At 47.2% G+C, this 14,046-nt stretch carries 12 protein-coding genes; 1 reads left to right on the top strand and 11 read right to left on the bottom strand.

The features are described from left to right. Positions 1-57: 57 nt before the first annotated feature. Both IRJ25_RS04815 and IRJ25_RS04810 read right to left on the bottom strand, forming a co-directional pair. Positions 58-996: a sugar ABC transporter substrate-binding protein gene (locus IRJ25_RS04815; protein WP_159562493.1), complete on the bottom strand. Its 939-nt coding sequence runs from the start codon at positions 994-996 to the stop codon at positions 58-60. After that, positions 993-2,747, bottom strand: a complete 1,755-nt coding sequence (locus tag IRJ25_RS04810; RefSeq protein ID WP_269318239.1) for a sensor histidine kinase — start codon at positions 2,745-2,747, stop codon at positions 993-995. The genes IRJ25_RS04815 and IRJ25_RS04810 overlap by 4 nt, the downstream gene beginning before the upstream one ends. Positions 2,748-2,876: 129 nt before the next feature. Between IRJ25_RS04810 and IRJ25_RS04805 the strand changes: the two genes are divergently transcribed. Then, complete coding sequence (locus IRJ25_RS04805) at positions 2,877-3,830, top strand: 4-hydroxy-3-methylbut-2-enyl diphosphate reductase (protein WP_012726636.1); 954 nt, start codon at positions 2,877-2,879, stop codon at positions 3,828-3,830. Between the two features lie 42 nt (positions 3,831-3,872). Here IRJ25_RS04805 and IRJ25_RS04800 read toward each other — a convergent pair whose 3' ends face one another. The 9 genes from IRJ25_RS04800 to glyQ all read right to left on the bottom strand — a co-directional run bounded on the left by IRJ25_RS04800 (position 3,873) and on the right by glyQ (position 13,756). Further along, complete coding sequence (locus IRJ25_RS04800) at positions 3,873-4,985, bottom strand: Nif3-like dinuclear metal center hexameric protein (protein WP_269317852.1); 1,113 nt, start codon at positions 4,983-4,985, stop codon at positions 3,873-3,875. Next, positions 4,985-5,701 (bottom strand): tRNA (adenine(22)-N(1))-methyltransferase, encoded by a 717-nt coding sequence (locus IRJ25_RS04795; RefSeq protein WP_214781497.1) that lies wholly within the window; start codon positions 5,699-5,701, stop codon positions 4,985-4,987. The genes IRJ25_RS04800 and IRJ25_RS04795 overlap by 1 nt, the downstream gene beginning before the upstream one ends. A gap of 95 nt (positions 5,702-5,796) precedes the next feature. Further along, on the bottom strand, positions 5,797-6,135 hold the full coding sequence (gene cccA / locus IRJ25_RS04790) for a cytochrome c550 (protein ID WP_012726639.1): 339 nt from the start codon (positions 6,133-6,135) through the stop codon (positions 5,797-5,799). Between the two features lie 132 nt (positions 6,136-6,267). Then, positions 6,268-7,362 carry an RNA polymerase sigma factor RpoD gene (gene rpoD, locus IRJ25_RS04785; protein ID WP_012726640.1) on the bottom strand — a complete coding sequence of 365 codons (1,095 nt, stop codon included), beginning with the start codon at positions 7,360-7,362 and terminating at the stop codon, positions 6,268-6,270. Between the two features lie 35 nt (positions 7,363-7,397). Beyond that, complete coding sequence (dnaG, locus tag IRJ25_RS04780) at positions 7,398-9,209, bottom strand: DNA primase (protein WP_269317851.1); 1,812 nt, start codon at positions 9,207-9,209, stop codon at positions 7,398-7,400. Positions 9,210-9,335: 126 nt separating this feature from the next. Then, on the bottom strand, positions 9,336-10,178 hold the full coding sequence (locus IRJ25_RS04775; RefSeq protein WP_196430874.1) for a pyruvate, water dikinase regulatory protein: 843 nt from the start codon (positions 10,176-10,178) through the stop codon (positions 9,336-9,338). Then, on the bottom strand, positions 10,165-10,794 hold the full coding sequence (locus IRJ25_RS04770) for a helix-turn-helix transcriptional regulator (protein WP_012726643.1): 630 nt from the start codon (positions 10,792-10,794) through the stop codon (positions 10,165-10,167). The genes IRJ25_RS04775 and IRJ25_RS04770 overlap by 14 nt, the downstream gene beginning before the upstream one ends. Positions 10,795-10,815: 21 nt before the next feature. Continuing rightward, positions 10,816-12,870, bottom strand: a complete 2,055-nt coding sequence (gene glyS / locus IRJ25_RS04765) for a glycine--tRNA ligase subunit beta (RefSeq protein WP_214781500.1) — start codon at positions 12,868-12,870, stop codon at positions 10,816-10,818. Next, entirely contained in the window at positions 12,863-13,756 is an 894-nt protein-coding gene (glyQ, locus tag IRJ25_RS04760) for a glycine--tRNA ligase subunit alpha (protein WP_196431848.1), read from the bottom strand. Before glyQ ends, glyS begins: the two co-directional genes overlap by 8 nt. Positions 13,757-14,046 lie beyond the last annotated feature (290 nt).

Raw genomic sequence — 14,046 nt, 5'->3', positions numbered from 1 at the left:
TACACCTCCTGTTTCTTTCCACTTTTCCTAGCATAGCGGAATCAAATGATTTGTCAATCAATCTTTTGCCACACCTTCATATAAATAACTCGATGAATAATAGTGTTTGGCAATTTTCTTTCCATTTAAATGTTGTTCGAGTGCTTTGAAGCCGACTTCCATCATCTCGTTCGGTGACTGCACGACAGTGGCATTGACCTTCCCATTTTGAATGAGCGGATAGATATCTGAAATCCCGTCGACCGACACGATCGTCTTGTCCGTCAAACCATGACTTTCTAAAGCCCGGACGACACCAAACGTATTATCATCATTATGTGAAAAGATTGCATCAAACGGAATCTCTTCTTCTAACCAACGTGACATCTCGATTTCAGCTTGGAATGTGTCATAGTTCCCGGTGATGGATGCAATGATTTGAAAATCGTCGCCATGTTGCTTTTCGTACTCTCGGATACCAAGACTTCGGTCCATCGTGGAGCGAACTTTCGGCGTCCCCCTCACTTCGACCACGCGAATCGGACGTTCGAGCTCACTATACTTGGCAGCAATTTGTTCGGCCGCCATCCGACCGATATCGACATTGTCGGAAACGACGGATGTGAGTACACTCGGATGATCAATCATGCGGTCAATCGCAATAATCGGGATGTTTTTGCGTTTTGCGCGTTCTAATGAAGGTTGAATGAACGTGTCATCGAGAGTCGTCAAAAAGATAGCCTCGACACCCCGGTCAATCAACGAATCTAATTTTTCTTTTTCAAGGACACGCGAATCTTCACTCGTGGTCGGAATCGGGATGAACCCTTTTTGGTTTGCTGTATGCACGAACGAGTCCAATAGCTTATTCGCATGCTCGTGTTTATCACTGACAAATACGAATCCGACTTCTTTTTCATTCGTCTTTTGCTCTGGGAGTTGAATCGAGGTGATAAGGAGAATCGTCATGGCCCACACGACCGGTAACCAAAGCCAATAATGTTTTAGTCCTTTCATGACGGTTGTCTCCTTGGGATTTTGATTAAAATCGCGGTCCCTTTGTTCATCACACTATCGATCTCCATCGCACCGTTAACGCTCTTCAAGTACTCTTGAATCATATAGATTCCTAGACCGTTTCCACTTTCCTTCGTCGTATTGAAGGCGGAACCGACTGTCTTGAGTTGTTCCTCACTCATGCCAATTCCGTTATCTTCAATCAAAAAGCGATATTCCTGCTCCGTAAAGAGGACCGTCACGACGACACTCCCGTTAGCGCCTTTTGATTCGACGGCATCGACCGCATTTTTGAAGAGGTTGTAGATAATTTGAACGAGCATATCAAAGGATGCATAAAATGGCGGCATGTCGTTCGGTACAAGTAATTCCCATTTTGTCGGTCGTTTGTAACATTCGGCATCCATTAAAAATTCAAGTCGTTTCGCAAAGTCTAACATGTTGATCCAATCTTCGTTTTTACCAGCCTGATCGGGTTTGGCGAGCGTCAGCATCGTTGAAATCAAATCATTCGCCCGCTCCAGTTCTTTGATGGCGACATCCACCATATCTGAACTACCTTGACCCTCGCGCACCATCTGCAACGTGATATGGACGGGAGTCAGAGGATTTCGAATTTCATGGGCAATCCCGGCGGCCAATTGACCGAGCGAGGCTAATTTTTCTTGATGCAAAATCAACTGTTGCTGACTCAACTGTTCACGTCGTGACGTTTCCATCCGTTGTGCATAATCGTTATACGTATCGAGTAGCGTCTCCACTTCTTTCGAACCCGTTCGTTCCAATGAAATCGTTCCGAGCGATTGTTGTTGTTTAATCTGGTTGACCAGCTCGACAAGCGGATTCGTCAACGTCCGTGAAAGCAACAATCCAACGAGAATGCTCAGGAAGAACGTGACGAGCGCAATCATCAAATACTGCCAACGCGTGTCGTAGACCGTTTCATAGACGGAGTCATTTTGATGTTTTGCGAGCATACTCCATCCACTGACTCGTGCATCCGGTTCAAACATCACCGTATCTTCATCCGTACTCAAAATTGTCCGTTCGCTTCGATCTAATGCTTCGTCGATGACTTCACGCGATATCCGACGTTCTGCATCTGTGACCAAGTTGAACGAAGTCGTCAACACTTCGCCTTGCTCATCTAACAAGTATAGAATCATGTCATCATTCGCAGATTCCAACGAACGACGATACAAGTCAGAGTTCAAGACACTAATGCTTCCCCCAAAAATACCGATTGGTCGGTTCTCTTCGATGACCGGAACGTATAGGAAAGTTCCCATATCCCCACTGATCATCACAGGGTCACTCATATATAGTTCTTTTCCACTTGCAGTCAATACTTCCGTAAACTTCGGATCGCGTTTCAAGACAGAAGAGGCGACTTGTCGCTCCGAGTACCATTTAAATGAGTCTTGATTGACATCATAATAAAAGATGGACGTAAAACTCGTGCGTTGATTCAAATATCCTGTTCGGATCCGTTCTTCAATCCATGGCTCATTTCCAACGTAAGCGCCTAAGTAAACTAAATCCTCATACAATTTCCCAAGTCGGGACTCCACATTCTCAATACTGTCATCGATGGCGTAATCAAATTGCTCTTTCGCCAATTCTTCTGCTCGAGACACCGTGACGCGGTCAGCAGAGAAGGCAAGTGATGAAATGACAAGTGCTAAAATAATGATGATGATGAACGTAATTTGGAAAAAGTACGATTTTCTTAGTTCACGCAATGGTTTCATGCGATTCACGGCGTCCCTCCTCTCTAACCTAAAAATTATAGCATGAATACACGCAAATCTTTTCGTATTTTCGAAACAATGTTAGACTAATACGTATGAAAGCACTTCGAAAGGAGCCTTCGTCTTCATATGAAAGTTAAAAAAATTAGCCCACGCGGATATTGTTATGGTGTCGTCGATGCCATGAAGCTCGCAAATGAGGCCGTCGCAAATCCAGATTTGCCACGCCCGATTCATATACTTGGAATGATTGTCCATAACCGTCACGTCACGCAGGCATTTGAGGATCTCGGTGTCAAAACCGTTGATGGAGAAGACCGCATGCAAGCGCTCGAAACCATCGATCGAGGAACGGTCGTCTTCACGGCGCACGGCATTTCACCACTCGTCCGGAAACGTGCCATCGAGAAAGGATTGACGATTGTAGATGCCTCTTGTCCTGACGTCTTGGTCACACACGATTTGATTCGTGAGAAAACGGCAGAAGGATATGATGTCATCTATATCGGAAAACACGGGCATCCGGAACCGGAGGGTGCAATTGGTGTTGCACCAGACCATGTTCATTTGATTCAATATGAACATGAAATCGATCAGTTGCCGAGTCGCTTGTTCGAACGAAAAATTTTGGTGACGAACCAGACGACGATGAGTCAATGGGACGTTTCCGCATTAATTGAAACGATTCAAGCCCGTTATCCTCACGTGGAAGTGCATAATGAAATCTGTAACGCGACGCAAGTTCGTCAAGAAGCCGTCGCTGAACAAGCGGGAGACTGCGAATTGTTGATTGTCGTCGGAGATCCTAAATCTAACAACTCCAATCGTTTAGCACAAGTTTCAAAAGAGATTGCCGGAACGAATGCATATCGAATCGGTGACTTGAGTGAACTTGACTTGAATTGGCTCGAGGGAGTCGAGACCGTCGCTGTGACGTCGGGCGCCTCTACTCCTACACCGATCACAAAAAAAGTCATCGACTTTTTGTCGCAGTATGACCCAGACGATTTAAGCACGCACGATAAAACGCCATTTCTTGAACTTCGGAGCATCTTACCGAAAGTGAAAGCTTTGCGTAAGTGAAGGAATCCCCCATTCTCTCAGAGGATGGGGGATTTTTAGGATTTACTTGAATTGAAACGGGTTCGTGTTGGCAACAGATTGAATCAAGTCGACATTAATTTTCGATTTTTCAAACTTTTTGCTGAGCACATCGATTACACCTTGTTTCATGATACTCTCGACATGATGCCCTGGGTCTATGACTGCAAGCCCAAGGGCCATCGCATCATGAGCCACGTGGAAATATAAATCACCCGTCACATATGCATCTGCACCTTTGAAATGCGCAGTAGACACATATTTATTCCCGTCTCCACCTAATACGGCAACTTTTTCAATCGAACGCCTCGGGTCTCCGACGACTCGCACGCCCTCAACCCCAAAGCTTGTTTTCACGTGTTCGGCAAACTGTTCAAGTGTCATGGCCTGTTCAAGTCGACCGATTCGCCCTAGCCCAAATACATGACCCTCGATTTCATCGCGCATGAGGTCATACGCCACTTCCTCATAAGGATGGGCGTCTTTCATTGCTTTTAGTACACGCTTTTTCTGACTCTCCCGAACGACCGTTTCGATTTTTACTTCGTCCACTTGTTCCGTTTCATGTGGGCGACCGATGAAAGGGTCTGTCCCTTCGAGCGGAGTGAATTGTCCCGTTCCGGAAACACGGAACTGACAGTCCGCATAGTCACCGATATGTCCCGCACCCGCTTTTCCTAGAGCACGGGATACGTCTTGCGCATGCGTGGATGGAACGAATACAGATAGTTTATAGACCGGCTCTTCATAGGTCGGGACGAGTACTTTCGTATCGTGAAGACCGATCGCCTCACTCATCCAATCGTTCACACCACCGCTGCATACGTCTAAATTCGTATGGGCGACATAGACCGCGATATCGTGCTGAATACATTTCATCGTAATCTTCCCAGCCGTGGAGCGGTCATTGACTTGAGCTAACGGACTAAAGATGGGTGGATGATGCGCGATGATCAAATCAATCTGTTTCTCAATCGCTTCATCCACAACCGATTCGAGCACATCAAGCGTGACCATGACCCGTTTGACTTCTTTGTTGAGCGATCCAATCTGTAAACCGATTTTATCCCCTTCAACCGCCAAATGTTTCGGAGCAAATTCTTCAAACAATTGAATCACTTGATTGCCGTTCGCCATTACTGACTCACCTCTCTCATTTTGTCACGCATCCGTTTGAATTCCATTTGTTTTTGAATCAAGGCATCCGATTGAATGCCAGCTGCCATCTGTCCAAGCACATAATCGAGCTTATCGGCTTCACGACTCCATTTGAGTTTAAATGGTACCGGTCGCTCTTGAATAAGATATGGGCCGAATAACAACTGCCACATCCGCTCGTCCGACGCGTCGCTATAGATGGTCTCACTACCTTTTTCTCCGACTAGGATTTCGTAGACTTTATCATTTTCTTCTACAATTGCCTCTTCGACAAGGACATATCCATGTTCAAGCAGCCAGCTTCGTACGTGTTGCCCATCAACGTTCGGTTGAAGGACGAGTCGTTCGACCGCACCGAGCTTATCTTGACCCGCTTCGAGAATCGAGCGAATCAAACTGCCGCCCATCCCGCAGATCGAGATACACGTCGCTTCATTGGGCTGTAAGACAGCAAGACCATCGCCGAGGCGTACATCAATGGCATCACTGGCCCCAATCAAATCGACTTGTGCTCTCGCAGCTTCCATCGGTCCAACGTTCACTTCACCCGCGATTCCTTTTGAAATGATTCCTTGCTGAAAGGCATAGCATGGGACATACGCATGATCCGAACCGATATCGGCGAGCACACTTCCTTTTGGGATATAATCGACAACCTGCTTCAATCGTCGGTCTAACATGACACGTTCTTGCATACAGACAACTCCTTTGTTCTACTTCTTCCCTAGCGTATCGAATTCTCTACAGTTCGACAACAAAAAACGCACCCCATCACGGAGTGCGTCACCTCTTATTGTTCAATCAACCAGTTCGCAAGCACTTCTGCTTCTTCAGCTGATGCAAGACCTGCTGGCATCGCACCTTGACCGTTGACGATGATGTTTGCGATTTCTTCTGGTGAGAGACGATCGCCGACACCTGTAAGTGCTGGACCGACGCCACCTTCAAGGTTTCCGCCGTGGCAACCTGTGCAACCCTTCGCAGCATACAACTCTTCTGGGTTCATTTCAGTGACTGCTGGACCTTCAGCCGCTTGTTGCGCCTGATTCACCCCAAAATACGATAATGATACCATGGCAATAATTGCGACGATTGCGATTGCCGCAAACGGTAACAATGGATTACGCATTGTAGTTCCCCCTCATGTTCATTCCAAATTTCTATCCAACACTATTTTACTCAAAAAATAATAAAGAAGGAAGGAAAATCACTCATTTTCCTTCCTTTCTTCTAAAACTTCACACTTTATTCAAATATGAAATTAATCGAGGAAGTCTTTCAAGCGTTTGGAACGGCTCGGGTGACGCAATTTACGAAGTGCTTTCGCCTCGATTTGACGAATCCGCTCACGTGTGACACCGAATACTTTACCAACTTCTTCGAGTGTGCGTGTGCGGCCATCGTCTAGTCCGAAACGCAGGCGAAGGACGTTCTCTTCACGGTCTGTCAACGTATCCAACACGTCTTCTAATTGCTCTTTCAACAATTCATAGGCTGCCGCATCTTGAGGAGCCATCGCATCTTGGTCTTCGATGAAGTCACCGAGATGTGAATCGTCTTCTTCCCCAATCGGTGTCTCTAAAGAAACAGGTTCTTGGGCAATCTTTAGAATTTCACGGACTTTCTCAGGTGTGAGTTCCATCTCTTTGGCAATCTCTTCCGGAGAAGGTTCGCGACCGAGGTCTTGAAGCAATTGACGTTGGACACGAATCAATTTGTTGATTGTTTCCACCATGTGTACAGGAATACGAATCGTACGGGCTTGGTCAGCAATCGCACGTGTGATGGCTTGGCGAATCCACCACGTCGCATACGTCGAGAATTTGAACCCTTTCATGTAGTCGAATTTTTCGACCGCTTTAATGAGTCCCATGTTCCCTTCTTGAATCAAATCAAGGAAGAGCATCCCACGACCGACATAACGCTTCGCAATCGACACGACGAGACGTAGGTTCGCTTCTGCGAGACGTTTTTTCGCTTCTTCGTCCCCTTGCTCGATTCGTTTAGCGAGCTCCGTCTCATCTTTCGCACTGAGAAGGTCGACACGTCCGATTTCTTTCAAATACATCCGAACCGGGTCGTTGATTTTGATTCCTGGAGGTACTGATAAGTCGTTCAAATCGACTTCTTCATCCTCTTTTTTCGCAGGTGTTTCTTCTGCGTCCGCAGCATCTTCTGTGACACGGATGTCTTTAGCCTCTAAATCTTCGATGAAGTTATCGATGAAATCCGAATCCACCTCGAAGTGACTAAGGCGATCTTGGATTGCTTGCATTGAGACGACGCCTTTTTTCTTACCTAACTTTTCAAGTTCCTCTATGGCGTTAAATAAATCCTCTTTCTTCTTCTCTGCCATCTAGCAGTTCAACTCCTTCCAAACTTCATCCACGATCATCGTTCTCGAAGACGACGACTACGGGCAATCAATTCTTGTAGCTTGGACGCCTGGTCTACAATACTTTCGGCGTCTTGAGCGATTTCCCTTTTTGCACGCTCGATTTGACGTTGCTCCTCATAACTGTTTATCACCCGAATGTATTCGTCTAAAACCTCTTCAGACAGTTCATCCGGTCCAGCCATCAGACGGATCTCTGCAAAACGCATCGCATAATCAGGGCGTTGATCGCAATAACGCTCCATGAACGAAAGCGTGATTTGATCAAACTCATCCTGTGTCATCGTATCGGATACGATTTCATACAATGCTGACCCTAACATACGATGGGTTTCATCTTGATAACGAAGCCCTAAACGGTCGCGTACTAAACGGACCTGCTCCGGTCCCGTCAACATCGCACGCAACAAGTACTTCTCGGCTTTCATCCAACGAGGCTCACCTGTTTTACTCGAACGCTTCCGTACCGGCTCTACAGGTTCCATCGCACGGGTGGGAGTTGATTCACTTGACGTCGGACGAGGAATTCTCGAACGGAGCGTCTCTAGCGGAATCTCAAACTCATCCGACAGTTTCTTCACATATAAATCTCTTCGAATCGAATCATTTGTCTTCCCGATCTCTTCAAGCATAGATTCAATAAAGCGAATCCGTTCTCCTTCTCGGTTCAAGTTTTTTCCTCGCCGGTACATGCGATTCATAAAATCGAGAACACTCAACTGCTCAGTTTCAATAAACTGCTGCCAGTGAGTTGCCCCATGCTGACGGATATAATCATCTGGGTCCGTCTTTTCCGGTAGTGGCAAAACTTGTACATCGAGTGGAGACGCTTCTAAGAGGCGAATGACTTTTTGTGTCGCTTCTTGTCCCGCGTGGTCTCCGTCATAACAGATAATGACTTCATCCACGATTCGAGATAGCGCCCTCGCATGTTGAGGAGAGAACGCGGTTCCGAGCGATGCCACAACTTCTTGTGTGCCCGCTTGCGCGACTTGTAAAACGTCAACGTTCCCTTCAACGAGGAAGACACGCTTTTTCTTACGCATCGTCGCCCGGGCTTGAGAGAAGCCGAACAATAACTCGCTCTTATTGAAGAGTGGCGTCTCAGCCGTATTCACATATTTTGGTTGTCGGTCATCAATCGCTCGTCCACTGAAGCCAACGATGGTGCCGTCTCGATCCGCAATCGGAAAGACGACCCGTCCTTCAAATCGGTCAAAATATTCACCGGACTTCGACTTTGAAATCAAACCTGCCTCAACCATTACTTCTAAATCAAACCCGCGCCGCTCCAACAGCTCGACAGTAAAGCGTCGTTGGTCTGGGGCAAAACCGATCTTGTATTGCGCAATCGTCTCTTCAGCCAGATCACGATCCCGTAAATACGTTAAGCCCACTTCTCCAGCTTCTGTTTTCATCAACACTTCATGATACAAGTCAGCGACAAGGCGATGCGCATCACGCATCTGTTTGCGCCATACCTGTTCTCGCGTCAGTTCCTCGTCCCCTTGGATCCCGTCTACCGAAATATTCGCTCGTGTTGCCAAGCGTTCGACCGTCTCAGGAAACGACAATCCCTCGGTTTCCATCACGAACGTAAATACATTTCCGCCGGCACCACAACCGAAACAGTGATACATCCCTTTTTCAGGTGAAACGGAGAAAGAAGGTGAGTTTTCGGAATGAAACGGACATAATCCGACAAGGCGGTGTCCTTGTTTCTTTAATTCGACACGTTCGCCAATCAATTCTACGATATCGGTCGCTTGTTTCACTTCTGCGATGACTTCATCTGGTATTCGTGGCATGTTGACCACTCCCTGTTTCCAATCTCGCAACGAAACGGAACGCTCATCACGTTCCGTTTCACTGTACTGTCAATACTCTATTATACCCTCTTGAAGCAATGATTACTAATTGAAACACTTACTCATTCAATCATCTTTAGACTGTTCAAGATGACGCAAGATGATCCCTGCCGTTTCTTCAACTGCTTTGTTCGTCACATCGATGACATCGCAACCGATTCGTTCATAAATACCACGCGCATACTCGAGTTCACGATTGATTCGCTCTAGCTGCGCATAATCTGCTTCCGGCTTCAAACCTAGCGATTTGAGACGTTCCATCCGGATTGAAATCAGCTTTTCCGGGGAGATGATCAACCCGACACATCGTTCAGCAGGCAAATCAAACAATTCCTCAGGCGGTCTCGATTCTGGAACGAGTGGCACGTTCGCGACTTTGTATCGTTTCAGTGCCAAATATTGAGATAGCGGCGTCTTTGACGTTCGAGAAACACCGACCAACACGATATCAGCTTTTTTCAGGCCACGTGGGTCCCGACCATCGTCATACTTGACGGCAAACTCCATCGCCTCGATTTTTCGGAAGTAATCATCATCCAATCGATAGATGAGTCCCGGCTTTTCACGTGGCGCTTCTTTCAATTGGCTAGATAATACATCGAGCAAATCTCCGAGCAAATCAACCGTTTTCACTTGATGAGCTTCACCAAGCCGCATGAGAAGGGCGCGATGTTCCTCATTAACGAGCGTGAACGCAATGATGGCCTGTTGTGCTTTTGCTTGCGTGACGACATCGATAATCGTCTGCTCATCTTCGACGAACGGGATGCGAAGGGTTTCGATCGCATTCTCGTGGAATTGGATACTCGCTGCGCGGACGACGAGTTCGCACGTCTCTCCGACCGAGTCACTTACAACGAACACGAGTTGTTTCGTAGTCAATTCGATTTCCTCCTCAGATCGACTCATCGTTCGCTAACGCAATGAGCACCTTCGTCATATTGGTCTTCGTCATACGGCCGAGTACAATCAATTTCCCATCTTTTTCTTCTACGACGGGCATGGCATCGATTTGTTTCTCAATCAATTTCATCCCAGCTCGAATCAACGTTTCTGTTTTCTCACATACTGTAATGTTCGGCATGCGGGTCATGATGACGTTGACGGGTAACTGGTCTAAGTCTTGATTTCCGATGGCCGCACGAAGGAGGTCTTTACGAGATAAAACTCCGACTAACTCCCGGTCACGTCCGACAACGAACAATGAGCCGACATCTTCTAAGAACAACGTGACAATCGCATCATATACCGTCATCTCATCCCGTACGACTTTCGCAGAAGACATGAAGTCCCCTACGGTCAGCGAATCTAACTTTTCTCGTAGCATCGACGAATTCCGTTTGCCAACGAACGTGTAGCCGACACGAGGTCTAGCTTCAAGTATGCCTGTCATCGTCAAAATAGCGAGGTCAGGCCGCAGGGTCGCACGTGTCAATGAGAGCTCTTGTGCGATTTGTTCCCCTGTGATCGGCCCGTTCTCCTTCACGATCTCGACGATTTTTTGTTGGCGTTCATTCAGTTGCATAGCCAACCCCCTCTAGTTTGTTTAGAGTACGAGCGCGTTGAAATCTGCGACACGCTTAATCGTCGTTGCAAGTCGGTTCATTTCATGGAGACGGTTTTGGCGGACCGCCTCATCATCACTCATAACCATTGTATGTTCGAAGTACATCATAATCGGTGATTCGAGTTGTTGTAGAAGTTCGAGCGCTTTCTTGTAATCTCCCATCTCGACAGCTTCGGCTGTTGCAGGAGCGGTCTGTTCAATCGCATCATGCAATGCAATCTCATGATCGTTCTCAAACAAGGAAGGATCGACATCTCCCGCTTCACCTTTTTTCGAAATGTTCACGACGCGCGACAATTGCTCAATCAACGCCTTCGCATCCGTCGATACAAATTCTTGAATCGCGTCTGCGCGAGCATCGAGTCGCACAACCGTCAATGAGGTCGTCAATACGGCGTCAATCACATCATAACGAACCTGCTGTTCTTGCAGGCGATATTTCAAGCGCAATTTGAAGAACTCATCTAGTTGTGCCTTAACTTGTTCTTTATCGGCTTCATAGAGTCCTGCTTCCAGTTGTAATTCGACAACTTTTGAAAGCAACGTGTCGATTGAGAGATCAATCTTCCAATCTCCAAGAATCTGAACGACACCTTGGGCCTGGCGACGAAGCGCGAACGGGTCTTGTGAACCGCTCGGAATCATCCCGATGCCAAAGAATGCTGCAATCGAGTCTAATTTGTCGGCAAGGGCAAGAACGGCACCCGTTGCCGTCTCTGGAGAAGCGTCCCCAGCAAAGCGTGGCATGTAATGCTCACGGATTGCCGCTGCCACTTCCTTGTCTTCACCTTGTTGGAGTGCATATTTCTCACCCATGATTCCTTGAAGTTCTGTGAACTCGTATACCATCTGGCTCACGAGATCAAATTTATGAATGGCACCGGCACGGCTTACTTTTTCAAGGTCTGCCTCGAACAACGGTGCAAGTTCCTGAGCGATTTTCGTCACACGACGCGCTTTCGCACCAGTCGTTCCCAATTTTTCATGGAAGACGATGCGATCGAGACGTCCGAGCTGATCATCGATTTTCGTCTTTTTGTCTTCCTCATAGAAGAACACGGCATCCGCAAGACGGGCCCGGATGACTTTCTCGTTACCGCGCGCCACATTTTCAAGATGCTCGGCATTCCCGTTTCGTACGGTCACAAAATAGTTTTTCAATGTTCCGTCGAGATAGACCGGGAAATAACGTTGATGCTCTTTCATCGTTGTGATCAATACTTCCTCAGGCAAGTCGAGGTACGCTTCATCAAATTCCCCGAAGAGAGCGGTCGGCCATTCGACTAAGTTTGTCACTTCCTCAAGCAAGTCGGCGTCGAGTGGAATCGTCCATCCTTGTTTCGTTGCAAGCTCTTGAATTTGACGTTCGATTTCAGCTTTACGCATCTCGTAGTTCGCCATGACAAAAGCAGACTCTAATGTCTGGACATATTCGGTAGGTGATGAGATGACCACGTCCCCTTTACTGAGGAAACGATGCCCACGCGTCACGTTATTCGTTTTCACGCCTTCGATTGTGAAGTCGATGATGTCTTGACCAAAGAGTGCGATCAACCAACGAATCGGACGCATATACCGTAGGCTGCTTGTTCCCCATTTCATGTTTTTCGGGAACGTCAAGCTACGGACCACATCTTCAAGACCGTTCAATAGCGAGAGCGTCTCTTGTCCTTTTTCATGGCGTTCCGCGAAGACATACTCGACTCCTTTTTCTTCTGCGAAATAGAGATCTTCTACTGTCAATCCGCGGCCACGTGCAAAACCTTGTGCCGCCTTCGACCAGTTACCTTCCGCATCTTGTGCAATCTTTTTGGCAGGTCCACGAAGAGTTTCTGCCAAATCCTGTTGCGTTTCAGCCACATCACGAACGATGACAGCCAAACGACGTGGTGTCGAGTACACTTCGATTGAGCCAAAATCAACACGCGCCTCTTTTAAGAACGCGTCAACACGTTCCGCCAACTGTTTCTCTGAACGCAAGACATATTGAGCCGGCAGTTCCTCTAATCCAATCTCTAACAGAAGGTCACGCATTCAAGTCACCTGCTTTCTCTTGTTTCAAAAGTGGGAATCCAAGGCGTTCCCGTTCTTCAATAAATTTAGCGGCACACGCACGTGACATGTTCCGGACACGCTGGATGAAGCCGGTACGTTCCGTCACAGAAATGGCGCCTTTTGCGTCCAACAAGTTGAACGTGTGCGAACATTTTAGAATGTAATCGTATGCAGGGAAGACAAGGTTTTCTTCAAGCGCACGCTTCGCTTCTTTCTCATACGTATCAAATAACGTAAATAACATGTCGACGTCAGACAATTCGAACGTATATTTCGAATGTTCAAATTCTGGTTGATAGAAAATGTCACCGTATTTGAATCCGTCTGTCCAGACAAGATCGAATACACTTTCTACTTCTTGAATGTATGACGCGAGGCGTTCAAGTCCGTATGTGATTTCCACGGCAATCGGGTCACACTCGATTCCACCGACTTGTTGGAAGTATGTGAACTGCGTGATTTCCATTCCGTTCAACCAAACTTCCCAACCGAGACCTGCTGCTCCGAACGTCGGGTTTTCCCAGTTATCTTCGACGAAACGGATGTCATGCTCAAGCGGATTGATGCCAATCAGTTCAAGACTCTCCAAGTACAACTCTTGAATGTTGTTTGGTGACGGCTTCATGATCACCTGAAACTGATGGTGCTGGTAAAGACGGTTCGGGTTTTCTCCGTAACGACCGTCAGCTGGACGGCGTGACGGTTCGGTATAACAGACGTTCCACGGTTCTGGCCCAAGGCTTCTGAGGAATGTCATCGGGTTCATCGTCCCGGCCCCTTTTTCCACATCGTACGCCTGCATCGTCAAACAACCTTTTGACGCCCAAAAGTTTTGTAGCGTGAGAATGATTTCTTGCACTGTCATGTGCTTCATTAATGACACCTCCAATAGTATTGAAACGACAAAAAACGCCCCTATGTGCCTAGCACATAGGGACGGGATTGATTCCCGCGGTTCCACCCTACTTGCCCCAATAATGGGACCACTCTTAAAAGATGTGGGCGCTCTGGAATCGCCATTCGCTCTTCTCATGATACCCGGCTCACACCGCCCCGGACTCGCTTCATTCATGACAGGAAGAGTTACTTTTTTCCTTCATCGCGCACGCTATTTCATTTGTCTAATCGTACATCATCGTATCGAATTCACTATAA

This window comes from Exiguobacterium sp. KJ 601 (assembly GCF_027161185.1).
Lineage (GTDB): Bacteria > Bacillota > Bacilli > Exiguobacteriales > Exiguobacteriaceae > Exiguobacterium > Exiguobacterium profundum.
Note: the sequence above shows the minus strand (reverse complement) of the source record. Positions and strands in the feature narration are given on the sequence as shown.

Coding starts and splice junctions, on each gene's coding strand:
- IRJ25_RS04815 (WP_159562493.1), bottom strand. CDS start 996: ATGAAAGGACTAAAACATTATTGGCTTTGGTTACCGGTCGTGTGGGCC.
- IRJ25_RS04810 (WP_269318239.1), bottom strand. CDS start 2,747: ATGAAACCATTGCGTGAACTAAGAAAATCGTACTTTTTCCAAATTACG.
- IRJ25_RS04805 (WP_012726636.1), top strand. CDS start 2,877: ATGAAAGTTAAAAAAATTAGCCCACGCGGATATTGTTATGGTGTCGTC.
- IRJ25_RS04800 (WP_269317852.1), bottom strand. CDS start 4,985: ATGGCGAACGGCAATCAAGTGATTCAATTGTTTGAAGAATTTGCTCCG.
- IRJ25_RS04795 (WP_214781497.1), bottom strand. CDS start 5,701: ATGCAAGAACGTGTCATGTTAGACCGACGATTGAAGCAGGTTGTCGAT.
- cccA (WP_012726639.1), bottom strand. CDS start 6,135: ATGCGTAATCCATTGTTACCGTTTGCGGCAATCGCAATCGTCGCAATT.
- rpoD (WP_012726640.1), bottom strand. CDS start 7,362: ATGGCAGAGAAGAAGAAAGAGGATTTATTTAACGCCATAGAGGAACTT.
- dnaG (WP_269317851.1), bottom strand. CDS start 9,209: ATGCCACGAATACCAGATGAAGTCATCGCAGAAGTGAAACAAGCGACC.
- IRJ25_RS04775 (WP_196430874.1), bottom strand. CDS start 10,178: ATGAGTCGATCTGAGGAGGAAATCGAATTGACTACGAAACAACTCGTG.
- IRJ25_RS04770 (WP_012726643.1), bottom strand. CDS start 10,794: ATGCAACTGAATGAACGCCAACAAAAAATCGTCGAGATCGTGAAGGAG.
- glyS (WP_214781500.1), bottom strand. CDS start 12,870: ATGCGTGACCTTCTGTTAGAGATTGGATTAGAGGAACTGCCGGCTCAA.
- glyQ (WP_196431848.1), bottom strand. CDS start 13,756: ATGACAGTGCAAGAAATCATTCTCACGCTACAAAACTTTTGGGCGTCA.